26 protein-coding genes are annotated in these 23797 nt (G+C 67.0%); 17 read left to right on the forward strand and 9 right to left on the reverse strand.

Features of this window, described 5'->3' with window-relative positions; translation table 11 throughout:
- The first annotated feature begins 25 nt into the window (after positions 1–25).
- The 5 genes from ACOQPH_RS13135 to ACOQPH_RS13155 all read left to right on the forward strand — a co-directional run bounded on the left by ACOQPH_RS13135 (position 26) and on the right by ACOQPH_RS13155 (position 3648).
- Positions 26–430 carry an RDD family protein gene (locus ACOQPH_RS13135; RefSeq protein ID WP_420621830.1) on the forward strand — a complete coding sequence of 135 codons (405 nt, stop codon included), beginning with the start codon at positions 26–28 and terminating at the stop codon, positions 428–430.
- A 99-nt stretch (positions 431–529) separates the two neighbouring features.
- Complete coding sequence (locus ACOQPH_RS13140; RefSeq protein ID WP_420621831.1) at positions 530–1579, forward strand: hypothetical protein; 1050 nt, start codon at positions 530–532, stop codon at positions 1577–1579.
- A gap of 49 nt (positions 1580–1628) precedes the next feature.
- A complete protein-coding gene (locus ACOQPH_RS13145; protein ID WP_420621832.1) occupies positions 1629–2777 on the forward strand; it encodes an NAD(P)/FAD-dependent oxidoreductase in 1149 nt (382 codons plus the stop codon).
- Positions 2778–3010: 233 nt separating this feature from the next.
- Positions 3011–3265 carry a type II toxin-antitoxin system Phd/YefM family antitoxin gene (locus ACOQPH_RS13150; protein ID WP_420621833.1) on the forward strand — a complete coding sequence of 85 codons (255 nt, stop codon included), beginning with the start codon at positions 3011–3013 and terminating at the stop codon, positions 3263–3265.
- Positions 3256–3648, forward strand: a complete 393-nt coding sequence (locus ACOQPH_RS13155) for a type II toxin-antitoxin system VapC family toxin (protein WP_420621834.1) — start codon at positions 3256–3258, stop codon at positions 3646–3648. The genes ACOQPH_RS13150 and ACOQPH_RS13155 overlap by 10 nt, the downstream gene beginning before the upstream one ends.
- Positions 3649–3708: 60 nt before the next feature.
- Here the strand turns inward: ACOQPH_RS13155 and ACOQPH_RS13160 are convergent, their stop codons facing one another.
- A complete protein-coding gene (locus ACOQPH_RS13160) occupies positions 3709–4086 on the reverse strand; it encodes a VOC family protein (protein ID WP_420621835.1) in 378 nt (125 codons plus the stop codon).
- A 145-nt stretch (positions 4087–4231) separates the two neighbouring features.
- Between ACOQPH_RS13160 and ACOQPH_RS13165 the strand changes: the two genes are divergently transcribed.
- The 7 genes from ACOQPH_RS13165 to ACOQPH_RS13195 all read left to right on the forward strand — a co-directional run bounded on the left by ACOQPH_RS13165 (position 4232) and on the right by ACOQPH_RS13195 (position 11284).
- Positions 4232–5011, forward strand: a complete 780-nt coding sequence (locus ACOQPH_RS13165; RefSeq protein WP_420621836.1) for an SDR family NAD(P)-dependent oxidoreductase — start codon at positions 4232–4234, stop codon at positions 5009–5011.
- Between the two features lie 72 nt (positions 5012–5083).
- Positions 5084–6385 carry a mandelate racemase/muconate lactonizing enzyme family protein gene (locus ACOQPH_RS13170; RefSeq protein WP_420621837.1) on the forward strand — a complete coding sequence of 434 codons (1302 nt, stop codon included), beginning with the start codon at positions 5084–5086 and terminating at the stop codon, positions 6383–6385.
- 114 nt (positions 6386–6499) lie between these two features.
- Positions 6500–7831: a TauD/TfdA family dioxygenase gene (locus ACOQPH_RS13175; protein WP_420621838.1), complete on the forward strand. Its 1332-nt coding sequence runs from the start codon at positions 6500–6502 to the stop codon at positions 7829–7831.
- 115 nt (positions 7832–7946) lie between these two features.
- Positions 7947–8708 (forward strand): SDR family NAD(P)-dependent oxidoreductase, encoded by a 762-nt coding sequence (locus ACOQPH_RS13180; RefSeq protein WP_420621839.1) that lies wholly within the window; start codon positions 7947–7949, stop codon positions 8706–8708.
- 106 nt (positions 8709–8814) lie between these two features.
- Entirely contained in the window at positions 8815–9657 is an 843-nt protein-coding gene (locus tag ACOQPH_RS13185) for a hypothetical protein (RefSeq protein ID WP_420621840.1), read from the forward strand.
- Positions 9648–10889 carry an aconitase X gene (locus ACOQPH_RS13190; RefSeq protein WP_420621841.1) on the forward strand — a complete coding sequence of 414 codons (1242 nt, stop codon included), beginning with the start codon at positions 9648–9650 and terminating at the stop codon, positions 10887–10889. Before ACOQPH_RS13185 ends, ACOQPH_RS13190 begins: the two co-directional genes overlap by 10 nt.
- Positions 10886–11284 carry an aconitase X swivel domain-containing protein gene (locus ACOQPH_RS13195; RefSeq protein WP_420621842.1) on the forward strand — a complete coding sequence of 133 codons (399 nt, stop codon included), beginning with the start codon at positions 10886–10888 and terminating at the stop codon, positions 11282–11284. Before ACOQPH_RS13190 ends, ACOQPH_RS13195 begins: the two co-directional genes overlap by 4 nt.
- A gap of 76 nt (positions 11285–11360) precedes the next feature.
- Here ACOQPH_RS13195 and ACOQPH_RS13200 read toward each other — a convergent pair whose 3' ends face one another.
- On the reverse strand, positions 11361–12716 hold the full coding sequence (locus tag ACOQPH_RS13200; protein WP_420621843.1) for an MFS transporter: 1356 nt from the start codon (positions 12714–12716) through the stop codon (positions 11361–11363).
- An 88-nt stretch (positions 12717–12804) separates the two neighbouring features.
- Here ACOQPH_RS13200 and ACOQPH_RS13205 point away from each other — a divergent pair, with 88 nt between their 5' ends.
- Complete coding sequence (locus ACOQPH_RS13205; protein ID WP_420621844.1) at positions 12805–13683, forward strand: LLM class F420-dependent oxidoreductase; 879 nt, start codon at positions 12805–12807, stop codon at positions 13681–13683.
- Between the two features lie 28 nt (positions 13684–13711).
- Here the strand turns inward: ACOQPH_RS13205 and ACOQPH_RS13210 are convergent, their stop codons facing one another.
- From ACOQPH_RS13210 to ACOQPH_RS13240, 7 genes are all read right to left on the reverse strand, one after another.
- Positions 13712–14098: a hypothetical protein gene (locus ACOQPH_RS13210; protein WP_420621845.1), complete on the reverse strand. Its 387-nt coding sequence runs from the start codon at positions 14096–14098 to the stop codon at positions 13712–13714.
- Between the two features lies 1 nt (position 14099).
- Positions 14100–14885, reverse strand: coding sequence for an enoyl-CoA hydratase/isomerase family protein (locus ACOQPH_RS13215; protein WP_420621846.1), 786 nt, complete (start codon positions 14883–14885; stop codon positions 14100–14102).
- Positions 14886–14895: 10 nt separating this feature from the next.
- Positions 14896–15978: a hypothetical protein gene (locus tag ACOQPH_RS13220; RefSeq protein WP_420621847.1), complete on the reverse strand. Its 1083-nt coding sequence runs from the start codon at positions 15976–15978 to the stop codon at positions 14896–14898.
- Between the two features lie 157 nt (positions 15979–16135).
- Positions 16136–17173 (reverse strand): hypothetical protein, encoded by a 1038-nt coding sequence (locus ACOQPH_RS13225; RefSeq protein WP_420621848.1) that lies wholly within the window; start codon positions 17171–17173, stop codon positions 16136–16138.
- Between the two features lie 150 nt (positions 17174–17323).
- A complete protein-coding gene (locus tag ACOQPH_RS13230; RefSeq protein WP_420621849.1) occupies positions 17324–18526 on the reverse strand; it encodes an acyl-CoA dehydrogenase family protein in 1203 nt (400 codons plus the stop codon).
- 167 nt (positions 18527–18693) lie between these two features.
- Positions 18694–19878 (reverse strand): CaiB/BaiF CoA transferase family protein, encoded by a 1185-nt coding sequence (locus tag ACOQPH_RS13235; RefSeq protein WP_420621850.1) that lies wholly within the window; start codon positions 19876–19878, stop codon positions 18694–18696.
- Positions 19879–19935: 57 nt separating this feature from the next.
- Positions 19936–20349 carry a hypothetical protein gene (locus ACOQPH_RS13240; protein WP_420621851.1) on the reverse strand — a complete coding sequence of 138 codons (414 nt, stop codon included), beginning with the start codon at positions 20347–20349 and terminating at the stop codon, positions 19936–19938.
- Between the two features lie 199 nt (positions 20350–20548).
- Here ACOQPH_RS13240 and ACOQPH_RS13245 point away from each other — a divergent pair, with 199 nt between their 5' ends.
- The 4 genes from ACOQPH_RS13245 (at position 20549) to ACOQPH_RS13260 (ending at position 23746) form a co-directional block, all read left to right on the forward strand.
- Positions 20549–21292 carry a flavodoxin family protein gene (locus ACOQPH_RS13245; protein ID WP_420621852.1) on the forward strand — a complete coding sequence of 248 codons (744 nt, stop codon included), beginning with the start codon at positions 20549–20551 and terminating at the stop codon, positions 21290–21292.
- 81 nt (positions 21293–21373) lie between these two features.
- Complete coding sequence (locus tag ACOQPH_RS13250; RefSeq protein WP_420621853.1) at positions 21374–22765, forward strand: amidase; 1392 nt, start codon at positions 21374–21376, stop codon at positions 22763–22765.
- 106 nt (positions 22766–22871) lie between these two features.
- Positions 22872–23177, forward strand: coding sequence for a putative quinol monooxygenase (locus tag ACOQPH_RS13255; protein ID WP_420621854.1), 306 nt, complete (start codon positions 22872–22874; stop codon positions 23175–23177).
- Positions 23178–23215: 38 nt separating this feature from the next.
- Positions 23216–23746, forward strand: coding sequence for an FxsA family protein (locus tag ACOQPH_RS13260; RefSeq protein WP_420621855.1), 531 nt, complete (start codon positions 23216–23218; stop codon positions 23744–23746).
- Positions 23747–23797 lie beyond the last annotated feature (51 nt).

Below are 23797 nucleotides of genomic sequence, written 5' to 3' on the forward strand. Positions count from 1 at the left end.
GCTGCTGGCTGACAGACTCAGCGCAGTGTCTGAGGGACTTGAGCCGCCACGGCGTGAGCCATGTCTCGACGAAGACGCTGCTACACCAATGCGCCGCATGGCCGCCCGCCTCGTGGACGTCGCGCTATTTGCGCTGGCCTACTTCTACTGGTACATCGTGTTCGCGTACGCCGTTTGGTGGCTCATCGTCTTGGCACGAGGGCAGACACCGGGCAAGCAGGTCCTCGGTCTGGTGGCCGTCAAGTCCGACGGGACGCGCTTCGGATGGGGCCGGATGTTCGTACGCGAGGTGTTCAAGGAGATCTACTGGTCTGTCACTTTCGGGCTTGGTGTCATCGTCGACATCATCTTGCTGGTGCTGAGCGACCAGCCGCGCACCGTGGCGGACCGGGTCGCGGGCAGCACCATCGTCCACGTCCCCAGCGGCTGACATTCGCCAGGGACGAGTCAGCCGCCCCGGGTCAGATCCGGGCCCGAACCACTAGCCCCGTCATCATGGCTGTGACACCCCCTTCATACGTTGCGTCGCATGACTACAACAACACCTCAACTCATTCCGATCATTCCGCACTATGGCTCCGACAAGCGTCCGGCTCGGTTGGTCAACGGCGCAGACGATGCGGTGCATGCCTGCCTCGCCCAAGGCGAGCCACTCGAGTGGCCGGATCTGGTAGCTCGGGCGTGTGACGAGATGCTGGCGCGCTGCACGGGATCCCGCGGTGCTGCTCGGCCAGGCGGCCGGCAGTCGCGCCCGGTGAAGCGCACGGCCCGATCACCGGACAGCGACCGTCGCATCTGCATGGCGGCGGAGCTCCTAGGGACGCTCGTGAGCCGGGTCGCCTCGTGCTCGGAGGTCGACGAACTCTGCCGAGCCGCGTTTCCGGGCTGGTGGGACGCCGCGCTTGACGACTACACCGCCGACACCGGCGAGCCCGGGACACCTGATCCGGTCCTGTATGACCACGAGGTGCCTCTCGCCTCAATCAAGGCGTCGGAGGGGCCGTGGCCTGCCGGCCTCGATATCGCTTGCCTCGAAGTGAGCAATTTCGCGCATCTCGTCGGCGCCGCCAGCTCGAATGGACTCGCCTTCGCGCACACCGCACCTGGCCCGGTGGTGTGGCCTCCGCCGGAGGTTTCTCAGGCAGTGAGGACGACCCGACAACAGCTCCGCAAGGCTCTCACCGAGACCGCGACCAGCCAGCAGGAGCACACTGCGATGCTCTTCTCCTGCTTGAGCGCACGCGACGATCCGGACTCGCCAGATCCGATTCAAGCCGAGATCGACCAGGTGAACGCTTCGTTGCGGGAGTGGGACGAGAAGGTCCTGCCGATCGCACGGCGTCTGGCTACCGCCACCTACGCCCAAGCCTGGGAATGGGCCAGCTCTGACCCGCAACGATGGGACCCGGGCGTCACCGCGTACGCGTATGCCGAGGCGTACCTGTCGGTTTACGACCTTCGCCAAGTCGGCGACATCTACGACATGACCGATGCCGCGTGCCGCAGCTACGCCTGGTGGTGGTGCCGCGATCGCAAGCTCGACCTGTCCGGACTACGTGAGCTGGCGGTCTCGTGGTAATGCGGAACGTGTACCGGTCGTCCGGCAAGAGAGCATCTACGTTGCACCCATGTCGAACGTTGAGGTAGCGGTTGTCGGACGAGGTCTGATCGGCAGTGCTGCCGCGAGGCACCTCGCAGAGGCGGGACACTCGGTGGCGCTGATCGGACCTGGTGAACCGGCGGATTACGCAACGTCGTCGGGTCCCTTCGCGAGCCACTACGACGAGGGCCGCATTACGCGGATGATTGATCCTGATCCCACCTGGTCCCAGCTTGCGATCTGCTCGATCGCCAGGTACGCAGACATCGAAAAACGCTCCGGTGTGCCGTTTCACACCGGTGCCGGACTCGTCTACGCCTCGGCTGATCCGAGGGCCGATCTCGCTCTCGCGCTGGAACTCGACATCGACGCGCGCGAGGTCACCGCGACCGAGGTCGCTGAACGCTTCGGGATCGCCATGTCGAGTGCGGAGACGATCATTCTCGAATCCGCACCGGCCGGGCACATCAACCCGCGGCGCATGATCGTCGCCCAGAACCGGCTCGCGAGCGCAGCGGGCGGGCTGATCGTGGACGCGCCCGTTTCGGCGGCAGCACCGACACGCAACGGCGTGCAGCTGACCTTCGGGAACGACACGATGCTCGCCGGCAACGTGCTGTTGTGCACTGGAGCGTGGGCGGCTGAGCTCGTCGCGGTCGACCTGCCGCTCGAACGCACGCTTCGAACGATCCTGCTCGCCGAGCTCGACGACGGTCCGCCGCTTCCGAGCCTGATCCGTAGGACAGATGCGGACTCTCGCCGCGACGTCTACTGGGTTCCGCCGGTTCGATTCCCGGACGGACGGGTGATGTTGAAGATCGGCGGCTACGACCGCTCCGTCGGGTGCGCCACAAACCCCGCAGACGTAGTGGACTGGTTCCGCAGCGGCGGGAGCGAAACTGAGGCCGACGCACTCGAGGAAAGACTGCGGGAACTCCTCCCCGACCGCACGATCCGTTCCCGAGATCTGAAGCCGTGTGTGGTCACGGACACCCCGCACGGTCTCCCATGGATCGACTGGGTCGATGATCGCGTCGCAGTCGCGATCGGCGGTTGCGGTTCGGCCGCGAAGTCAGCCGATGAGATCGGGCGACTCGCGGGAACGCTGTTCAGCGATGAAGGCTGGAACGACCCAGTGCTCAAGTTCGAGTCATTCAGACCGTCACACGCAGTTTGACGATTGACGCGAGCTCCTGGGCTCGAACGCTCAACTCAGGTGTGAGGCTCCATCAGCTCGATGCGCACCGTCAGAAAACGATGCCGCGTTGACCTAGCGCGGTCCCTACGGTCACCGACGTGAGTGAGACGCGAGCGAACTCGACCGATCCAACTCGTATTCCGATCGATCGCTCCGCAATGGCAAGGTCTGCAGTGTTGCTACAAACGTCGCATATATGCGACACTGCGTCCATGGAGGAAGTGGCTTCGCGTGAACTCCGCAACCAGACTCGTGCGCTGCTGGATCGAGTCGCCGCCGGCGAGTCGATCTGCATCACCGTGCATGGTCGTCCCGTGGCCGAGTTGCGGCCTGTCGAGATGCGGCCGCAATGGATGAGCCGGGAACGCTTCATCCGGGACGTGCTGGCCCACCAAGCCGATCCTGGCCTGTCCGATGACCTGGCGGATCTCTCCGCTGAGACGACCGACGACTTGCCATGGCCCTGAGCCGCGGTCTGGCGGACACATCGATCTTCATCGCACGCGAGACAGGTCGCCCGGTTCGGACGGAGGCGATCCCGGATCAACTGAGCGTGTCGATCGTCACTATCGGTGAACTTCGAGTCGGCGTGCTCAGGGCCGCAGACACCGTCGTGCGTGACCGCCGCCTGTCGACGCTGGCCAACGCACTGGCGCTTCAACCGCTGCCGATCGACACCGATGTGGCCACCGCCTGGGCACTTCTGCGCGTCACTCTCCGGGAACGAGGCATGGCAATGCCGATCAATGATTCATGGATTGCCGCCACGGCGCTCGCACACGAAGTCCCCGTCGTGACCCAGGACCAAGACTTCCCCGCGATCGACGGTTTGAGCGTCATCCAGGTTTGATCTCAGGACCTCAAGCGACACTAGAACCGCCGATTTGCGGATCCTTGGCGCAAGCGGGGCTCAGGTGTGAGGCTCCATCAGCTCGATGCGGTTGCCGAAGGGGTCGTCGACGTAAACCCGGTCGTAGCCTTCGAGCGGGTCGTCGTCACGGACGGTGACGCCGGCGGCTCGGAGCTGTTCAACCAGTGCAGGCAGACCCTCCACCAGCAGGGCCGGGTGGGCTTTACGGGCAGGCCGGTACAGGCCGTCGTCGGGCTGCTCGACGCCGAGGTGGATCTTGACGGTGTCGCTCTCGAACCAGCAGCCGCCTCGGGCTTCTAGGTGAGGCGGCTTGGGCACGCGTGGCAAACCGAGCAAGCCCTCATAGAACGCCTGAGCGGCTGCCTCCTCGCCAGCAGGCATCGTGAGCTGCACGTGATCGATGGCGACGATCCTCATGTGACCGCTCCATCGCTGGCGGCAGGTGTGCGAGTGGCGCGCTGCGCATCGGTCATGCTGCAAGCCTGCCAACTGTGGCGACAGATCGGCGGGAAGGGGCGGACGTGAGCAGGATGACGGCGGCAACCGAGGCCAAGGATCAGCCGTGAGCAGTGTGGTGGTGACCGGGGCGAGCTCGGGGATCGGCGAGGCGATCGCGCGACGATTCGTGGCCGACGGCTGGGACGTCCTGACTGGGAGCCGCAACGAACCCGATCTTGACGGCGTCGGATGGCTGCGCACCGACGTTGCCGACCCTGTCCAGGCTGATGCGCTGGTTGCTGCAGCCGTCGAGCAGTTCGGGTCGCTGGACGTGGTGGTCAACAACGCCGGCGTGCAGGTCGAGAAGACCGTGGCCGACACCACCGACGAGGAGTTCGACTACGTCATCGACGTCAACGTGCGGGGCGTGTTCAACCTGTGCCGTGCGGCCGTGCGTCAGATGACGGGCCAAATGACGGGCCACATCACAGGCCAGCAAACCGGCAGCGAAGCCGGTCGGCCCAAGGGCGGCGTGATCATCAACATCGCCTCGATCGCGGCAACCCACGCCGACCCCGGCATGGCTGTCTACAACGCGTCGAAAGGGGCCGTCGAGGCCCTGACCCGCGCCATTGCGGTCGACCACGGCCACCAGGGCATCCGCTGCGTTGCAGTGAGCCCCGGCTGGATCGCCACGGCGCTCGCCGACGCCGTGTTCGATCTCGAAGCGGACCCTGACGCTGCGCGCGCAGCGGCAGTCGAACGTCATCCCGTCGGTCGGCTCGGCACCCCTGACGACGTCGCCGAAGTCGTCGCCTGGCTGGCGGGCCCAGCGGCCAGCTTCATCTCAGGCAGCGTGTTTACTGTGGACGGTGGCCTTACAGCACAGAGCCCCATCGGCTGACGTCCGAGCGGCTGAGACGCGTGGTCACGTTGCGCCGAACGCACTGTCGGGCCGGGACCTCAGGCAGGACCAATGGGTGACATGTCGGGCAGCGCTGCGGTGATCGTCGATGACGTGACCGGCGGCGACACTGCCGCCGGACCAATGGGTGACATGTCGGGCAGCGCTGTGGTGATGAGCGCCCGCCAGCCGTGCCCCGTTGCCGCGATCGAGGCCCTGATCGTGTCGGTGCCCGCAGTGGGCAACGCCTTCGCCGAAGGCTCCGAGGAAACGCTGCTCGTCAAGGTCATCGACGCCGACGGGCGGGTCGGCATCGGCGAATCGGTCTGCACGCCGGCGGTCGTCAAAGCGATGATCGACCAGCGCACCATCCACTTCTGGAGCCAGGGCATCAAGGACGTGGTGGTTGGTGCCGACCCGATCGAGGCAGCCGCGCTCTATGACCGGGCGTACCACGGCAGCTTCTACCACGGGCGTCGCGGCACCTACATCCAGGCGTATTCGGCAGTGGACATTGCGCTCTACGACCTCGCTGGCCGCCAGCTCGGACTGCCGGTGTACAAGCTGCTCGGCGGCGCCCGGACCGAGCGCATCCGGCCGTATGCCACCTGCTACCCCGGCGATATCTACGACGGCCCGATGAACGCCGTGCTCGACGAGATCACCCGCCAAGCCGCCATCGCCGCCGACCAGGGCCTCACTGCTGTCAAGGTGCCGGTGCTGTTCGGCGCTGAAGTGCCTGACCGGGGCATCGTCGAGTTCGTCCGCACCTGCCGCACCTCGCTTGGCGATGACCTGACGCTCGCCCTCGACTTCGGGTACCGCTGGTGGGATTGGCACGACGCCGTCTGGACGCTGCGACGCATCGAGGACTTCGACATCGCCTTCGCCGAAGCCCCGCTGCGCCACGACGACCTTGCCGGTCACGCCCGGCTGGCAGCGGTATCGCCCGTTCGGGTCGGCGGGGCCGAGTTCGCCGCAGGCCGCTGGGAGGTGCGCGAGTGGCTGACCACTGGCGGTGTGTCGCTGGTACAGCCCGGCGTCAGCCGTGCAGGCGGCTTCACCGAGCTGATGCGCATCGCCGAGCTGTGCGAGCTGCACGGCGCGCAGCTCATCCCCCACAGCTTCGCTACCGGCATCACCGACGTCGCCAACTTCCACTTGCAGGCGGCAGCCCTGACGATCCCGATGGTCGAGTTTCGGTCGTCTCGGCTCGGTCCTTCCCGGCTGCGCACCGAGCTGGTGCACCCGCCCGAGCCCAAGATCATCGACGGCTACGCGGCGCTGCCCACCGGTGCCGGGCTCGGTGTGGAGCTGAACGACGAGCTGGTGGCGGCGCACACGCTGGACGCCACCAGCGGCGGGAGCGACTGAGCGGTGAGCGAGCCGTCGGCTGGAGCGTCGGCGAGGCCGATCCCAGCGTCGACAGATGCGTCGGCTGGAGCGTCGGCGAGGCCGATCCCAGCGTCGACGGACGGGTCGACTCGGTTGTCGGCGGGGCCTTGGGAGCCGGCCGACGGATCGGCTGAGAGGTCGACTGGCGGGTCGGCTGAAGGGTCGGCGGTTGGGTCGACCGGTGCAGCGGCGGGACACGGGGACGTCGGCGGCATCACCACCTACAACCCGCACCTCGGCAACCGGCTCGGCATCGCAGACGCCCCCACGGTGACCGGTGCAACCATTGACGGGCAGCGGGTGCAGGTCGAGTTCTCTGACGAAAGACTCCGAACCTTCGCCAGCCAGTGGCTGCGGCACTGCTGCTGGTGTCCCGAATGCGGCAACCCGGCTGACGGCATCCGCTTCACGACGGTGGCGAGCTTCCCGGCCGACATCACGCCTGCCACAGCACAGACAGTCGATGGCGATCTTGTGCTGGTCTGGCCCGACGGCCACCGGTCCACTTACGGCAGCGACTGGCTGGCCGCCAACGCCTACGACGACGAAGCCCGCCAACGGCGAGCCGAGTGGCAGCCGATCACGTGGCGAGCAGAGCTGTCGGACCGCTTCCCCACCGTCGACTGGGCCGACGCCAGCGACGGCGGCCCCGGCCAACTCGGCGCGTACCGGCTGCTGCGCGACTACGGCGTCGTGCGCATTGACCACCTGGGCACCGACCCCCAACACACCGAGCAGCTCGCCAACCTGGTCGGCCCGATCCACGAGACCACCGTCTATGGCCGCATCTACGACGTGCGGGCCGAACCGGTGGCGAAGCTGGGCGCCAAGACCGGCATGGCCCAGGCACCCCACATCGACGACGCCTTCTACTATTCCCCGCCCGGCATCGACATCTTCCACTGTCTGTCGAACACCGACGTCGGCGGCATGAGCACTTACGTGGACGGCTTCGCCATAGCCGAGTCGCTTCGAGCCCAGGAACCCGCCGCATTCGAAGCGCTCACCACCCTGCCGGTCACCCACGTGCGGCGGCATCCCGGCGAGATCAACATGCGCAGCCGCAGCCCCCTCATCCGGCTCGACGAATTCGGCCGTCCGAGCGGTGTTCGCTACTTCGACCGGGCGCTGGGCCCGCCCGACGTACCAGCCGACGAGGTCGACCGGCTCTACGACGCCATCCGGGCCTTCAGCGATCGAATGGCAAGCCCCGAGTTCACGGCCGCGATCCGGGTCGAGCCCGGTCAAGGCGTGCTCATCGACAACCACCGCGTCATGCACGGCCGCACGGCGTTCGATCCGGCCAGCGGCCGCCACATTCGCCTGTGCCACGTTCCCCGCGACGAATTCCACGGCCGCCTGCGTGAACTCAGCCTGCGGCTCGACCCGTGGTCCCACGACCAGTACCTGCCACAGGGCTCGTGACCGTGTCCCGGCCAGCGCGCACCAACCATCAACACAACGCTCATCGGCACATCTCTCGCCTGCGACCCCCGCATCCACCAACCCCGCACTCCAAGAACAACAGGGAGGCTGCGTCATGATCAGCGCCGATCTCACCGGCAAGCGCAGCATCGTCAGCGGCGGGGCCAGCGGCATCGGCCTCGGCGTGACCCGCACGTTTGCCTCCAACGGCAGCACCGTCGCCATCGCGGACCTGCCCGGCGAGCGCCTCGCCGGCACGGTGCGAACACTGCAGGCCGAGGGTCTCGACGTGTTTGAAGCCCCCTGCGACCTGCGCGACAACGACTCGGTGGCGTCCATGGTGGAAGCCGCAGCCGAGCGGATGGGCGGCATCGACTACCTGCTCAACATCGCCGGGCACCCGGTCACGCTCGAGACGATTCCCGCCAGCGACCTTGAATCGCAGACTGAAGAATTGTGGGCAGAGGCGCTGTCCATCAACCTGCTCTCCGCGTTCCGCACGGCCAAGGCCGCAGCGCCCTACTTGAAGGCATCCCGCGGCGCCATCGTGAACACGGCATCCATGTCAGGCTGGCGAGGCGGCGGCTCCAGCTCGCCCTACAGCGTCGCCAAGGGCGGGCTCATCACGCTCACTAAGGAGCTCGCCCGCGGCCTCGCCCCCGAGGTGCGGGTGAACGCCATCTCCCCCAGCTACGTGCACCCCGATTCCACCAACTTCCCGATCCGCTGGGAGACCGTCTTCGAAGACTCCAAGTCGCTGCCGCTGGGGCGTCCCGGCACCGCCCCCGAATACGCAGACGCCTGCCTGTTCCTGTGCGCCGGCGCCAGCTACATCACCGGTCAAACCATCCACGTCGACGGCGGCTGGAGCGCCTAGCTACACGGATCCACGTCCGGCGGCAATCGCACCGGCCGACAGCATCGAGCATCGGCAACAAGCACCGGCAGCAAAGCCCGGAAACCATCAACAGAAACGCAGCCCAGTGAGCAAACCCGCCAAGTGGTCCGACCCGGCCAAGAAGCTGTTCCCCCACCAGGTGGGCTTCACCGCGCCGCCCATGGATTTCGACGCCGCGCCCAGCGACTTCCTGCGAATGTGCCCGGACACAGTCGGCGTGCATGGGCGCCTGCTGCACGCTCCCGACTACGCCCATCGCCTGAGCGACCGGGCCGGCCTCTTCCACCTGCTCGAAGAGACCGTGCATTGCCTGTCCAACAGCGGCGCCGATGTGATCGGCCAAGTCGGCACGAACTGGGTGCATGCCAGCGGCACTGATGCTGCCGACATCCGGCGGTTCGTCGCCGAGATGTCCGACAAGTACGAGACGCCGTTTCACATGGCCGGCCTGACGCTGGTGGAGGCCTGCGAGGCGCACGGCTACGAGCGGGTCGCACTCAACGCCGTGTATTTCTGGCCCGACTGGCGCGACGGCGTCGTGCGGTTCCTGCGCAGCGCAGGCATCGACGTGGTGTGGGCGGGGAACTTCGTCGACCAAGGCTGGTACGTCACCCAGAAAGAAGTGAACGACCACATCTGGATTTTCCCCGGCGACCTCGCATTGAAGTCGACGCAGCACGCGCTCGACCAGGCCCCTGACGTGGACGCTGTGCTGGTGAACGGGATGTCCAACTACCGCGGCACCGACGGTGTGCCGAGGCGCTTCGTGGGCCTGGCCGCCGACATCGAAGAACGGATCGGCGTCCCGGTCATTTCCTCAGACATCAGCCTGTACTGGCGGATCTTCCGCACCCTCGGCGTCACTCCGCTAGGCCAGCAAGGCTCGCTGCTCGCGCCGCTGCAGGATCCCGAACCCCCATGCAGCTGAGCGAACTGCGCGAGCGACTCGGACAGGGGGACCGGGCACAACAGCTAGCAACACGCCTGATCGTCAGCGCTGCGGAAATCAGCGGCGCAACTGAGCTGGTGCCCATCGAGATGGCGCACATCAGCGCCTGCCACTACTCGGGCCGCGCCTCACTCGATTTCGCCGAGTTCCTGCTTCGCAACAGCGCCCGCTTCGCCGTGCCGACGCACACCAATGCGAGCCTCATCGCCTGCGCCACGCCGACCCTGCGGCCCGAGTCGACCGATCCCGAGTCGGTGGCTGGCGCCCGACGGCTCATGGAGATCTACGAGCAGCTCGGTGCGACGCCGATGTGGACGTGTGCGCCATACCAGCAGCCGGACGGGCGGCCCGATTTCGGCCAGCACGTGGCTGCGTCGGAGTCGAACGCTGTCTCGTTCTTCAACTCGGTCCTCGGCGCCCGCACCAACAAGTACGGCGACTTCCTCGACGTGAGCGCTGCGATCGTCGGGGCGGTACCGCTCGCTGGTTTGCACACCGATGACGGCCGAGGGGCGACACACCTGTTCCGTGTCCAGCTGCCCGACTCGGCGTCCGATGCTGAGCACGAAGATGCATCGCTGGCGCATCTCGTCGGGATCATCGTCGGTCGGCTGACGGGCACCCATGTCCCGGTGATCGACGGCATGGGTTCGCTTGACGAAGATCAGCTCAAGGCTGTCGCTGCCGCGGCAGCATCCTCGGGCTCGGTGGCGATGTTCCACGTCGTCGGCGTGACGCCCGAAGCGCCGACGCTCGAAGCGGCCACCGGGGGTCGCATACCCGCGCGGCAGACCGTCATCGACGCCGGCATGCTCGCCGATGCCCGCGCCGCGTTGCAGACTCGCTCGTCGGGTCGGCTCAGCGCAGTGTGCTTGGGGACGCCGCATTTCTCGGTAGGAGAATTCGGCGAGCTGCTGCGATTGCTCGACGGCCGCAGCACCCGAGTGCAGATGCTCGTCACGACGAGCCGAGCCGCTGTCGCTGAGATCGATGTCCTCGGCTGGGCGCAGCAGCTCGACGATGCAGGCGTGCGAGTGATCTGCGACACCTGCACGTATTACCCGCCGACACCCACTGGCGTGAGCGGGCGCGTCATGACGAACTCGGCGAAGTGGGCTTACTACGCGCCCGGAACGCTGGGTGTCGAGGTTGCGTTCGGCAGCCTCCGGGCCTGCGTCGAGTCGGCAGTGTGCGGCGAGGTCGTGCTGTGAGGATCGACGGCCGCTCGCTGCACGGAGGCTCGGCGAGCGGTGAGGTGGCCAAGCTGAGCGACACGATCAGCTTCTGGGGCGGCATCGACATGTCCGGAACGATCATCGATCAAGCCCACCCCCAAATGGGCACCTCGATCGCCGGGAAGATCGTTGCGCTCCCGGGTTCGCGCGGATCGAGCGGCACGCCGGCCGCGCTCTGCGAGATGCTCCGGCGGGACACGGGCCCCGCAGCCATCCTGGTCACCGAGCCCGACACCAACATCGTCGTCGGGGCGATGGTCGCGGCCGAGCTGTACGAAGTCGACTGCCCCGTCGTGCTCATCGAGCCAGCTCAGTTCGACAATCTCGTCGCCGGCGAGACCGTCACCGTCACCGTCAACGAACAGCACTGATTCGACCAGCACTGATTCACGTTCACCGCGCTCTAGGGCCCAGTGCCGCGCCTGCAGTCAGACAGTCCGCCGCAGCTCAGCCGCCGACGGCTGCGGCGTGTTGCGGGCGCCGCATCGCCCGGCGTACCCCGGTGAAGGTGATGAAGGTGACCACAACCAGCGCCAGGCCGAAGAGCGCATTGGCGTAGTTCACGCCCCGATATTCGAACGTCGCGTACAGCGCACCCGAGGTCAGCCCGGCCAATGCGCCCGAGCCGATCATGGCGAAGTCACCGACGCCTTGCACTGCGACTCGCTGGTGAATGGGGTACAGCGCCACTAGCAGGCTCGACGCTGCGATCACCCCGAAACACCAGCCCAAGCCGATGAGGAAGTTCCCCATGAACACACCCACCGCTCCCGCAGGCGGGGTGACTGCCGCCCACCAGGCTCCCCAGGTGCACAGGCCGCCCGCGATGTACAGCATCGGATAGTTGCCGATGCGGTCGGTGAGTTGCCCGATCACCGGCGAGAACAGGTACATGCCCAGAATGTGGAACCCCATCATGAATCCGATGGCGTTCTGGGACTGGCCGCCCGCATCCATGTGCAATGGCGTCAGCGCCATGACACCCACCATGGTCACCTGGCTGACGACCATCGCCAGCACGGCCAAACGAGCCTCTGGCTTCTGCCAGATCAGTGCCAGCGCGTCACGCGTCGTTGGCGTCGGCAACGCTTCCGATCGGCCGCGGGCGCCATTGCGTGATTCGCTGACGTCGTTCGCGACCTCCAGCGGGTCGGGCCGCAGGAACAGCTCCACAATCGCAGCGGCCAGCAGGAACATGAAGGCAGCGAACACGTACGAGCCGGTCTTGTCGGGCAGTCCGATTGAGCGGCCGACGTCGCTCGCGAAGCCCGACACCAGCGAGCCGGCGGTCGAGCCGAACGTCGTGGCCCACACGATCATGCTGATCGTGCTGGCGCGCCGGTGCTCGGGTGCGAGATCGGACGCTGCGTAGCGAGTCGCCAAGTTGGCGGCGCTGCCGGCTCCCGCGCCGAACACGCCCAGACACAGCAGCGGATAGCTCAGCAGGATTGCGCCGAGCACCGCGAGCGTCGAACCCGCGGCCCCTACGAGGTACCCGAAACGCAGCCCGACGCGCCGCCCGTTGCGGTTCATCAACTTCGACATCGGCACAGCGACCACCGCCGCTCCGATCGACAAGCAGCTGGCGGCGATCGTGGCAAGTGTCGCGCTGCCGGTGATGTCCTTTGCGAGCAAAGCGCTGACGATGTAGGTCGCCACGAGGCCGAAACCGCCCGCAGCCTGGCTGGCGATCAGCACAACAATGGTGCGCTTTTGAATGCGCGCCTGGTCCGAACTCGAGTACGCGGACGCGCGATGCACCGCGAACACCGAGTCCCCCGACATCGCAACAGCATGGCCCATGCACGGGTGTCTCGCACGGTCAACGGCCCACGGTGGAAGGCCCCACGGCCACGGCGGCACCGGCGCGGGTCCGCGTAAGGTCCCGCAGATGTACGTCGGCATCACTCCCATCAACTCCGCCGCCTACCTCGACCCCGGATTCCTGCGGTCGTTCGCACAGCAGCTCGAAGAGCTCGGCTACGAATCGGTGTGGACGTTCGAGCACGTCATCGTGCCCCACGACTATGAGAGCCGGTACCCGTACCACCCCAGCGGCAAGCTGGGCCTCCCGACGAACGCCGGATTCACCGACCCGTTCATCGCACTCACGTACGTCGCCGGGGCCACTCAGCACCTGCGACTGGGCACCGGCGTGAACATCGTCACCCAGGCCAACGCGCTGTACTTCGCCAAGCAGGCGTCATCGCTCGACCATCTGTCGGGCGGACGGCTGGAGTTGGGCATCGGCGTGGGCTGGCTGGAAGAGGAGTTCGACGCCATCGGCGTGCCGTTCGATCGTCGAGGTGCGCGTGCCGACGAGTACATCGACGCGATGACGGCCGCCTGGAGCGGTGAGGACGTGGATTTCCGCGGCGAGTTCCTGAATTGGACCGGGTTCTCGATGCTGCCGACGCCGGCTCAGCGACCGCGCATGCCGTTGCTCATCGGCGGTACGACGCCGCCGGCGATCCGTCGCCTAGTGGCCCGCGGGGACGGCTGGTACGTCATCCACAAAGATCTCGACGATTTCAAGCGGCTCATCAGCGAGATGCACGCCGAATGCGACCGCCAAGGCCGCGACCCCGCCGAGCTGTCCCTGACTGCCTATTGGAACTACCACCGCGAGGGCCTCGAAGGCCTTGAGGTGTACAGCGATCATGGCGTGCAGCGGCTGCTGGTGAACACCGCAGCGCTGCGCATGGGTCAACCCGAGGACGCCATCGCTCAGTTCGCCACCGAGGCCCTGCCGGCCTGCGCCGAGGCATGACGACGCTTGGCGCTCGCCCGGCGGTGCCTCAGCCGTCTCCGATGGAGATGCGGATGCTGCCGGAGGGGTGCAGCGAGCAGTAGCTGCTGAAAGCCGCCGCCTCACCGAAGCTGTGCTCGGAACTTTCGCCCGGCCCAACCTCGAAGGGGCCGATGGTGTGTACCACCGAGTCACGGTTCACGATGATCAGCACGTCGCGCAGCTTGAAGTCCAGCTCGTCGGGAATGACTTCGACGTCCTCGCCGGCAGCCAGGCGCTCGGCTGTGCCCGGCGGGATGTCGATCGTGTGAGTCTCGGCGTCGGGCTGATCGACGAAGCGCGAGACGACGACGGGGATCGCCGCAATCAGCAATCCGCCCAGCAGGTACAGCAGCAGTGTCCGCTGGTTGGGCCAGCCGACATCTCGACGGCGCATGTCAATCGTCGGACCAGTTGCGTTCGTTCTGGTCGAAGTAGGTGTGCCGGGCGGTACGCGAGCTGTCGCTCTTGCCCATGTAGCCGACGGCAACGTGGTCGAGGTGGTTGATCGCTCGGCCCAACGGCATCGCCTGCGCATTGATCGACGCCTTCGACGCCGTGACCGGCACCGGCGGCTGGTTGACGATCGCGGCAGCCAGCCGTTCGCCAGCGGGCACCAACTCGTCGTCGCTCGACACTGTCTCGGTGAAGAAGCCGAACTTGTCCAGCTCTTCCATCCCGTAAGTGCGCCCGAGGATCAGCATTTCCTTGGCGCGGTGCGGGCCGACCAGGTTCACGAGCGCCGGAACCGAGTGCCACGTCAGGTTGAAGCCGATGCTGACCTCGTTGAGCGTGAGGCTGATCGACGGGCTGCCGATGCGGAAGTCGCAGGCCGCGGGCAGCACTCCTCCCCCGCCGATCATGTAGCCGTGGCACAGGGCGATGGTGATCGGGTTGAGGTGCATCAGCGTGTCGTACATGCGGGCGCCGTGCTTCGAGCCCAGCATGGCGTCGAGGCTGCTGCCGCGCTGTTGCTTGAGGTCGGCGCCCGACGAGAGGCTCTTGCCCTCGCCGCGCACGATCACAACCCGCACGCCGGGGTCGGCGTCAAGCGCGAGGCACGCCGCATGCACATCAGCGACCAGCTGGGCGTTGACGGCGTTGTGCACTTCGGGCCGGTTCAGCACCAGGTGGCGCACCGGACCGTCGCCGTCCACCCGCACCGTCTCCAATTCCAATGACATCGCTGAACTCCTATCCGGCGGCTCCGAACCCCTCCCCCATCATGTCGCCGAAATCGCCCACGATCTCATCGGCGGGAGGTGCCTCGATAGTGATGTCCGCGTCGTAGTCGTAGAAGTCGACGACGTTGGTGATGTTGAACAGACTTGCGATCTCGTCCTCGTGGCCCTCCGTCTCGGCATCATCGAGGTCGCCAATGAGGTTCTCCATGAGGGAGCCCAAGTCGACGCTCATGCGTCGCGTCAGGCCGTCGGCATCGATCCAGATGTCGTAGGCAACTTCGTCGGGAAACATGTCACCGACGAAGGGAAGCGCGCTGTCGCTGCCCTCGGGCTCAGCAAGGTAGGCATCCAATGCGGCGGCGTAGTCCAACATGAAGCGCACCCGTGTCGTCGGCACGCCATCGAGCTCCTCGGGACCGACGATCTCGGCGCTGGTCACGTTCTCGATCATGTCCGTACTGTCGTTGGGCAGTCGGCACAGGCCATCGTCCGGCGTCGCGCCGGGCAGCGCGGACGGGCACACGATTCCCATTGCGGCAGCTGTCTCTGCGTCGAGGGTGAACCAGCCCTGGGGCATCGCATCGCCGACCAGGCCGCTCATCTCTTCGGGCACCGCGAACTGCATGTACTGAAGGCCGTCAACGAACCGGATCTCGAATCCGAAGCCCGCCTCGCCAGCACCCATCATCTCCTCGAAGCTCATCAGCATCGAGAAGTTCTGGTTGCCGTCGCTCTCGAAATGCACGGCAACGGTCGCCAGATCGCCCATGTCCATGCGCATGTCGCCCCTGACCGAACGAGTCGCACTGTTTTGCAAGGCGACGGTCACAAGCTCCTTCGCGTCAGTGGGAAGCGCGGCGGCTGTCGTTGCCGGTGCGGTTGTGGGCGCAGCGGTCGTTGCCGGCGCAGAGGTCTCCTGAGTCGCCGCCTGAGTTGCGACTTCGCCTCCACCATCGTCGTCAGCGCCACCACCGCAAGCAGCGGCGACGAGCGCCAGCGCCGCAAGGCCGGCGGCAAGTCTCGCCCAGCGAGCCTTCACGATCATCATCTCCTTGCCGGAACGGCGGCACCATGTGTTCGGCACCGCTGACACGAACCGGCCTTCGGCCAGTATCTCAGCAGTTCATGTCCGCGAAGAGTCAGGGATCTCAGTTCTTGTTCTGGGAGTCGCCCGGATTGCAGAGGGTGGGCGCCACGATCCATGCCCAGGCGACAAGCGTGACCGGCTCGAGTCGGTCGCCGCAGCAGCCCTATGAATCGCCGTAGCCGGGCGCGGTGTCCGAGCCCTCGTCAAAGCCGAGGCCCATCAGGTCGCCGAAATCTCCCACGATCTCATCGGCGGGCGGCGCGGTGATCGTGATGTCGGCGTCGTAGTCGAAGAAGTCGATCACGATGGCGAATTCCGGGATGTCCTCGGCGTCGGCTCCGAATCCCTCCGCGAGGTCCCCGAACATCGACCCCAGATCCAGACTGACTCGCCGCGTGAGGCCCTCGCCGTCGATCCAGATGTCGGTGGCCAGGCCATCGCCGAACATTTCCGCGGGGAACGAGGCTGACCCCCCACCGCCGTCGGGCCCAGTCCCCTGTGATGCAGTCCCCTGCGATTCGGCCAAGGCCACAGCATCGAGGGTGTAGCGGAGTACGGTCATCGGCTCGCCGTCGATGTCCTCAGAACCAATGGTTTCGACATCGTTCACGAATTCGATCAGGTGAGAGTTGTCGTTCGGCGCAGGGCAGGCGCCGGCGCGGGGGGCCTCACCGGGCAGCGGCGAGGGGCACAGGATGCCCATGCCCGCTGCTGCGGTGGCGTCGAGCGTGAACCAGCCCTCCGGCAGCGCCGCACCGGCCAGACCCTGCATCTCTTCGGGAATGACGAAGCGGATGTAGGTGGCGCCGTCGACCATCAGGATCTCGAAGGCGAGACCACCCGCTGCCGGGTCGTCGACGCTCATCGTCATCGCCATGTTGGCGTCGGGGTCGACCTCGAACGACAGCGTTATTGCTGCCATTCCTCCGAAGTCAGATTGCATCTCGCCGCGCACCGAGCGCCCCGCGCTCGACTCGAACGCATGCGTGAGCAGCTCCAGTGGATCAGCAGGAAGAGTGGCTGCAGTCGTCGGCGGTGCGGTCGTGGGCGCAGCGGTCGTTGCCGGCGCAGAGGTCTCCTGAGTCGCCGCCTGAGTTGCGACTTCGCCTCCGCCATCGTCGTCAGTGCCACCACCACAGGCAGTGGCGACGAGCGCCAGCGCCGCGAGTCCGGCGGCAAGTCTGGCCCAGCGAGCCTTCACGATCATCATCTCCTTGCCGGAACGGCGGCACGCGGGTGATCGGCGCCGCGGACACGAACCGGCCTTCGGCCAGTATCTCAGCAGTTCATGTCCGCAGACGGTCACATATTTCGCGTTGTTGGCTATGAAGTACGGGCGTGAACAGCCCCGCTACAGCGGGTGGGGGCCGGGGTCCATGCCGAGGCGGGTGCGGCCGTAGGCCTCACCGACCGTGTCGAGGTCGGCGACCTGGTGCTGGCTGGCCATCGTCACGTCGCGGAACGCCTGCTGCAGGCGGCTGCCGTCGAACACGGCCCGGCCTCCGGCTGCGGTGGTGACGCGATCGAGCGCCCGGCGGCACAGCTCGATGGCGTAGCTGCCCTGGTACTTGGCGTGGGCTCGCAGCTGCTTGGAATCGGCCCCGTCGGCAGCTTGGCGCAACAGCCTGATCGTGTCTTCGATGAGCAGCTCCGCCGAGCGCACTTCGGTGTTGGCCTCGGCCAGGCGCATGTGCAGGCCCGGCCGTCTGGATTTTGGCGAACCGATGTAGCGGTCGTCCTGGACGCTGAAGCGGTCGGCGGCATCGTCGAGCCCAGCGCGAGCGAGCCCGAGCGCGGTAGCGGCCACGTGCACTGCCAGCCCGGGCAGGATCGGAGTGCGGTACACGCTCGTGCGGTGGCGGCCCGACCATGGCGAGCGTCCGCCCAGCAGGTCGCCGGAGTCGATCACGCGATGCGTCGGCACGAATGCTTGGGTTGCGACCACGTCGCAGGAGCCGGTGCCGCGCAGCCCGATGGCATACCAGTTGTCGTCGATCTCGATGTCCTCCCGCGGGATCACCACGTGAAGGAGGCGCGGCCATTCACCCGGCATCAGCATCTGGGAACCCAGCAGGAACCAGTCACCCCAGAGGGCACCGCTGGTGAACGGCCAGCGGCCCTCCACGAGCCACCCGCCGTCGCACTCGGTGGCGGAACCGACCGGTGCCAGCGAGCCGGGCACAATCGTGTCGGGATCGACGCCGTACACCTCGTCCTGAAGGTCCTCGGTCATCGACCCGAGCATCCAGCTGTGCCCGACCAGAACCATCAGCACCCACGCCGCGGCGCCGTCGTACAGGGCGGCCTCTCGGACGTTGGCGACCATGTCGGCGAATTCCCGCTCGTCGCCTCCGGCGCGCTCGGGCACCAGCAGTCGCAACGCGCCCGACTCACGCAGCGCCGACAACGCCCCTTCGGCGAGATGGCGGTGCTCCTCGTTCCAGGCGGCATGTTCGGTCAGCACCGCGCCGGTGCGTTCGTCGATACGCAGGTCCCGGCCCGAGCCGTTCGAGCCATTCGGACCGGTCGAATCGGACACTTCGGTCGCGCTCATCTCACTATTCCTACTGCACTTCAGCAGCCCGTCACCGAAGGCGGACGGACACAGATGCCATAGCTGCGGCGGCGGCTGGGAACTCTGCGAGGTTGGAACCAGCCGGATTCCCGGAGCAGAGGGCACTGCCGCCGCCGCAGCGGGCGCGCAACTACCTGCGCGACCAACTACTTCACGATTCCTGTGGCGCGCAGCTCGGCGATTGCGTCGGGTGTCCTGCCCAGCTCGCTCAGAATTTGATCGGTGTCGGTGCCGCGCTCGACTGCGTGGCGCAGTTCGGGCATGCCGCCTGCGAACAGCGCGGCGGGGCGGTGCTGGCGGATGGGGCCGACGATCGGATGGTCGACCTCCCGGATCACTCCCGAGTGCTGCACCTGGGCGTCGGTCGCGATCTCGTCCGGGCGCAGCGCCGGAGCAACCGGCACGTCCGCCGCGATGAGCCGCTCGACCACGTCGTCACGGGCGACGTCAGCCACGATCTCGCCGAGCGTGTCGATCATCTCGCCGAAGTGGGCGGCCCTCGGCCCGGCTTCGGCGAAACGCGGGTCGGTCAGCAGGTCGGGCCGGTCGAACGCGTCCGCCAAGCCCTTCCAATGCCCATCGGTGAGGGGCATGACCGCCACGTAGCCGTCCTGGCAGCCCAGCAGCCGGTAGTCGGCCAGCAAGTTGGGGCGATGGTCGGCGTCGTCGGCCAGTACGACGTGTTCCATCATCGCGTCGGGCCACATGAAGCTCACTGCCGAATCCAGCAGGGACAGCTCCACGTGCTCGCCCCGGCCGGTCCGCTCACGTGCGAACAGCGCCGCGCACACCGCTTGGGTCCACGTGAGCGAGGTGACCTTGTCGGGGATGAAGCTCTTCACGAACTGTGGCTCGCCGTCGCCCCCCTGCACAGCGGCGATGCCGGACCAGCCTTGGATGACGGCATCGTAAGCAGGCCGTTTCGAATACGGCCCGTCGCGGCCGAAGCCGCTGATCGATACGTAGACGATGTTCGGGTTGCGCTTGCGCACATCGGCCTCGCCGATGCCGAGCCGTTCGGCCACGCCGGGGCGGTACGCCTGCACGAAGACGTCGGCGGTGGCCAGCAAGTCGGCCATGACCTCGCGGCCTTGCTCGGAGGCGATGTCCATGCACAGTGAGCGCTTGCCGGCGTTGATGTTGGCGAACCAGCCCGACATGCCGTTGCGGCTCGACCCGAACATGCGCAACGGGTCGCCGACAACCATGTCTTCGACTTTGATGACCTCAGCACCCTGGGACGCCAGCAGGTGCGAGCCGCCGGGCGCGGCGATGAAGGTGGCGATCTCGACGACGCGGATGCCCGCTAACGGCCCTGTTCCGGTGGTCATATCCGTCCTCGGCTGACTAGTCCTCGGCTCTCAGGCCCTCGGCTGACTGGCCCTCGGCTAGCTGAAGCAAGAACCGTTGCGGATCCTGCTGGGAGCCCACCCGAAGATCGACGCTCCCCTCCCCCCGAAGGCAGTGAAGCCGCCGAGTGCGGACAGGCCGATCGAATTGAAGCCGCCGAACGAGATGATGCCGATGCTGTTGAGCCCGCCGATGCTGATCACGCCGATGGAGTTGGCGCCGCCGATCGTCACGATGCCGATCGCATTCCAGCCGCCGAGTGCCACGATCCCGATGGCATTGTTCGTTCCGATGGCGATGCCGAGGGTGGTCTCCGAGTCCGGGACATTGTCGAGAACGCCCCACTGCGTCAGCAGCAACATCAGGACGAGGCCTCCAAAGACCGCAAGCGCCCACAGCATGGTGACGCCTATCGGCGAGAACCGGTCTTGCGCGTCTGCCGGAAGTGTCATCGCGGCCTCCCTTTCGTTGAACCGCCGACCGCTGCGAACCTACTCGCCGAGCGCTCGGCGCTCTTCGGGGTGGGCATGTTGCGGCGGCTAGCTCGGGGCGCGTTCACCGTTCGGCGGCCCAGCCCTACATTGACGATCAAGCATTGACGTTCAAGGAATGACGGGCAACGGGACCGAGCGACGAGGACGAGCAACAAGCATGAATGACACCGGCGATCTGCCAGACGACCTTCCAGACTTCAACGGCTTGCGAGCGCTGTTCATCAACTGCTCGATCAAGCACGACCCCGCCCAGTCCCACACCCGGCGCCTGATCAACCGGGCAGCCGGGGTGATGCGTGACCGAGGCGTCGACGTCGAGATCATCCATGCGCTCTCCCACACCATCGCCTTCGGCATGGAAAAGGACCAGACAGTCAACGGCATGGCCGACGACTGGCCCGGGATCCACGCCAAGATCATGGAGGCCGACATCTTCGTGATCGGCACGCCGATCTGGCTGGGTGTCAAGTCGAGCGTGGCGACGCTGGTGGTGGAGCGCCTGTACGCCTACAGCGGCGACCGCAATGCCAAGGGCCAGTACCTGTACTACGGCAAGACGGCGGGCTGCATCATCACCGGCAACGAGGACGGCGCCAAGGCGTGTGCCATGGACCTGCTGTATGCCATGTCGCACATCGGCTACACCGTCCCCCCGCAGGCCGACTGCGCCTGGCTGGGCGAGGCCGGCCCCGGCCCCAGCTACGGCGACCCCCGCTCCGACGGCGGTCACGAGGGCTACGACAACGACTTCACCAACCGCAACACCACGTTCATGTCGTGGAACCTGATGCACACAGCGAAGATGCTGCGCGACAACGACGGCCTCCCCGCCATCGGCAACCTGCCCGAGACCTGGCAGCAGCTCACCAACGCCAAGGACCAGGACCCCGAAGCCGACTGAAATCAGCTCTGTTCCGCCGGACAGCGACGGCTCGAGGCGCGAGACTGCGCGCTGCGAATGAGACGGGCAGCGGGGGGACTTGTGACGGCGACGATTGCTGAGCTGGCGGCGGGCTACCGGGACGGGTCACGCAGTCCGGTCGAGGCGACTGGGGAGTGCCTGGCTGCCATTGCGGCTCTGGACGGGCGGGTCGGCGCCTGGCAGGCGGTGTACGCGGACGAGGCGCGGGCGGCGGCGGAGGCTGCCGATACGGCGCTGGCGCTGTCGGCGGGTGAGCCGCTGGGGCCGTTCTGGGGGGTGCCGTTCGCGCTGAAGGACATCGTGGACGTCGAGGGTCGGGTGACGACCGCTGGGTCGGTGGAGTGCATCGACCGGATCTCGCCGACGACGGCGACGATCGCGCAGCGCTTGCTGGAAGCCGGCGGGATCCTGCTGGGCAAAACCAAGACCGTCGAATTCGCGATGGGCGGCTGGGGCACCAACCAGCACATGGGCACGCCGTGGAATCCCTGGGATCCGGCCGTGGCCCGCACGCCGGGCGGCTCGTCGTCGGGTTCGGGCGCGGCGGTGTCGTCAGGCATGGCGCCATGCGCGGTGGGCACCGACACGGGCGGGTCGGTGCGACTGCCGGCTGCGATGTGCGGGATCGTCGGGCTCAAGACCGCCGAGGGCCTGCTGCCGATCGACGGGATCGTTCCGCTGTCGCACACGCTGGACACGCCGGGGCCCTTGACCCGGTCGGTGCTCGACGCCGCGCTCATGTTCGACGCCATGGCAGGCGCTGCGCCTGCCGCGGTCGAGCGGGACTGGCTGGCGGGCAACGGTCGCTACGGGGCGCTGCAAGCGGGAATGCAGGGCCGCCGCATCGGCTGCCTCAGTGACGACGAACGTGTGGGCGTGGATGCCGCCCAGCTCGCCGCGTATGACACCGCGCTTCAGGTGCTGGCGGGCCTTGGCGCCGACGTGGTGCCCTTCGACCTGCCGACATCGTTCGAGGAGTTGAAGAACACCAGGTTCTTGATCGTGACGGCGGAGTCGTACCACTACTACGGCGCGCTCATGGAGGACCCGAACTCGAAGGTGGATGAGCGGGTGCGAGCGAGAGTCCTGGCGGGGACCAACATCTCGGCCTCCGACTACATCGCGGCCACGCTGCAGCGGTGCATCGACCTTGCCGAGTTTGCGGCAGCGTTCGAGGGCTTCGACGCGATGGTGACGCCGACCACGCCGATGCTGCCGCTGCCAGTGGACGAGGCCGACGAGACGAACACCCCGGCGCTGTTCACCCGAGCGGCCAACTTTCTTGCACTGTGTGCCACGACCGTGCCGACGGGCGTGTCGGCGGGTGGCTTGCCCACGTCGATGCAGTTCGTCTGCCGCGGCGGCGACGAGACGCTGTCGCTTGCGTTGGCGGCGGCGTACGAGGCGACACGGGGGCCGATGCCGACCCCGCCGCTGTGGGCCGGCGACTGAGACGCGCTCCTGGCGCTGCCGCTGGGGGACGCGGCCCGCTTCGTGCTAGAGATGCCCGCGCGATCGTGCTCCCGCCGCACGCTCGGCAAGCCAAGGAGGCGCATTCATGGGCAAGGCGACGGTGATCGGCAGCTTCGACTGCCAGGACGGCAAGGGCGACGAGATGGAGGCCGTGCTGACTTCGATGGTTGAAGCTGCCACCGAAGAGCCCGGCGTGGAGATCTACTCGTACCACCGCGGCGAGGGGAACACCTTCTGGTTCTTCGCCCTGATGACCGATGCCGAGTCGATGCAAGGCCATGGCCAGACTGAAGCCATGCAGCAGGCGATGGCTGCGTTCATGCCGCTCATGGCGTCACCGCCCCAGATGCAGATGACCACGCCGATCGCTGCCATCGGCCTCGATCTCTGAGCCCGCCGTAACGGCGGTGCAGCCGTAGGGTGGGCGGCGTGCTGGCGGTGCTGATTCTCTTGCTCGTGTCGGTTCCGCTGCTGGAGCTGTACGTGATCGTGCAGGTAGCCGGCGGGCTGGGCGCTGGCCAGACGATCGTGCTGTTGCTCGTCGTGTCGGTGGTGGGCGCCTGGATGGTGCGCCGCTCCGGGCTCGGCGTGCTGAACCAGATCCGCAACCGATTGGCCCAGGGCGAGCTTCCCGGCAACGAACTGGTGGATGGGCTGCTGATCTTGCTGGCCGGGGCGTTCATGCTGACGCCCGGCTTCCTGACTGACGGGGTAGGGCTGCTGCTGCTGTTCCCACCCACCCGAATCGCTGTTCGCTCGGTGCTCGTGCGTCGCTACTCCAAGCGCATCTCGGTTGCCGGCTGGTCTGGCGGGCCGAGTGAGCCCGGTGGACCCCGCGGGCCGAGCGGGTCGAGCGGGTCGAGCGGACAGGGCGGACAGGGCGGACAAAGCGATGCTGGGCGCTCCGGTCCCCCGCTGGACGCTGAGAGTTTCTCCGACGACGACGACCGTCTCGCCTGACTGCTTCGCCTGAGCGCTTCGGGCCGGGGGGTGTCCCGAGCGCGGGGCCGC

Source organism: Candidatus Poriferisodalis sp. (genome assembly GCF_965221945.1).
Lineage (GTDB): Bacteria > Actinomycetota > Acidimicrobiia > Acidimicrobiales > Poriferisodalaceae > Poriferisodalis.

Coding starts and splice junctions, on each gene's coding strand:
- ACOQPH_RS13255 (WP_420621854.1), top strand. CDS start 22,872: ATGGGCAAGGCGACGGTGATCGGCAGCTTCGACTGCCAGGACGGCAAG.
- ACOQPH_RS13210 (WP_420621845.1), bottom strand. CDS start 14,098: ATGCGCCGTCGAGATGTCGGCTGGCCCAACCAGCGGACACTGCTGCTG.
- ACOQPH_RS13150 (WP_420621833.1), top strand. CDS start 3,011: ATGGAGGAAGTGGCTTCGCGTGAACTCCGCAACCAGACTCGTGCGCTG.
- ACOQPH_RS13145 (WP_420621832.1), top strand. CDS start 1,629: ATGTCGAACGTTGAGGTAGCGGTTGTCGGACGAGGTCTGATCGGCAGT.
- ACOQPH_RS13180 (WP_420621839.1), top strand. CDS start 7,947: ATGATCAGCGCCGATCTCACCGGCAAGCGCAGCATCGTCAGCGGCGGG.
- ACOQPH_RS13200 (WP_420621843.1), bottom strand. CDS start 12,716: ATGGGCCATGCTGTTGCGATGTCGGGGGACTCGGTGTTCGCGGTGCAT.
- ACOQPH_RS13215 (WP_420621846.1), bottom strand. CDS start 14,885: ATGTCATTGGAATTGGAGACGGTGCGGGTGGACGGCGACGGTCCGGTG.
- ACOQPH_RS13140 (WP_420621831.1), top strand. CDS start 530: ATGACTACAACAACACCTCAACTCATTCCGATCATTCCGCACTATGGC.
- ACOQPH_RS13205 (WP_420621844.1), top strand. CDS start 12,805: ATGTACGTCGGCATCACTCCCATCAACTCCGCCGCCTACCTCGACCCC.
- ACOQPH_RS13160 (WP_420621835.1), bottom strand. CDS start 4,086: ATGAGGATCGTCGCCATCGATCACGTGCAGCTCACGATGCCTGCTGGC.
- ACOQPH_RS13240 (WP_420621851.1), bottom strand. CDS start 20,349: ATGACACTTCCGGCAGACGCGCAAGACCGGTTCTCGCCGATAGGCGTC.
- ACOQPH_RS13230 (WP_420621849.1), bottom strand. CDS start 18,526: ATGAGCGCGACCGAAGTGTCCGATTCGACCGGTCCGAATGGCTCGAAC.
- ACOQPH_RS13190 (WP_420621841.1), top strand. CDS start 9,648: ATGCAGCTGAGCGAACTGCGCGAGCGACTCGGACAGGGGGACCGGGCA.
- ACOQPH_RS13155 (WP_420621834.1), top strand. CDS start 3,256: ATGGCCCTGAGCCGCGGTCTGGCGGACACATCGATCTTCATCGCACGC.
- ACOQPH_RS13245 (WP_420621852.1), top strand. CDS start 20,549: ATGAATGACACCGGCGATCTGCCAGACGACCTTCCAGACTTCAACGGC.
- ACOQPH_RS13235 (WP_420621850.1), bottom strand. CDS start 19,878: ATGACCACCGGAACAGGGCCGTTAGCGGGCATCCGCGTCGTCGAGATC.
- ACOQPH_RS13170 (WP_420621837.1), top strand. CDS start 5,084: ATGGGTGACATGTCGGGCAGCGCTGCGGTGATCGTCGATGACGTGACC.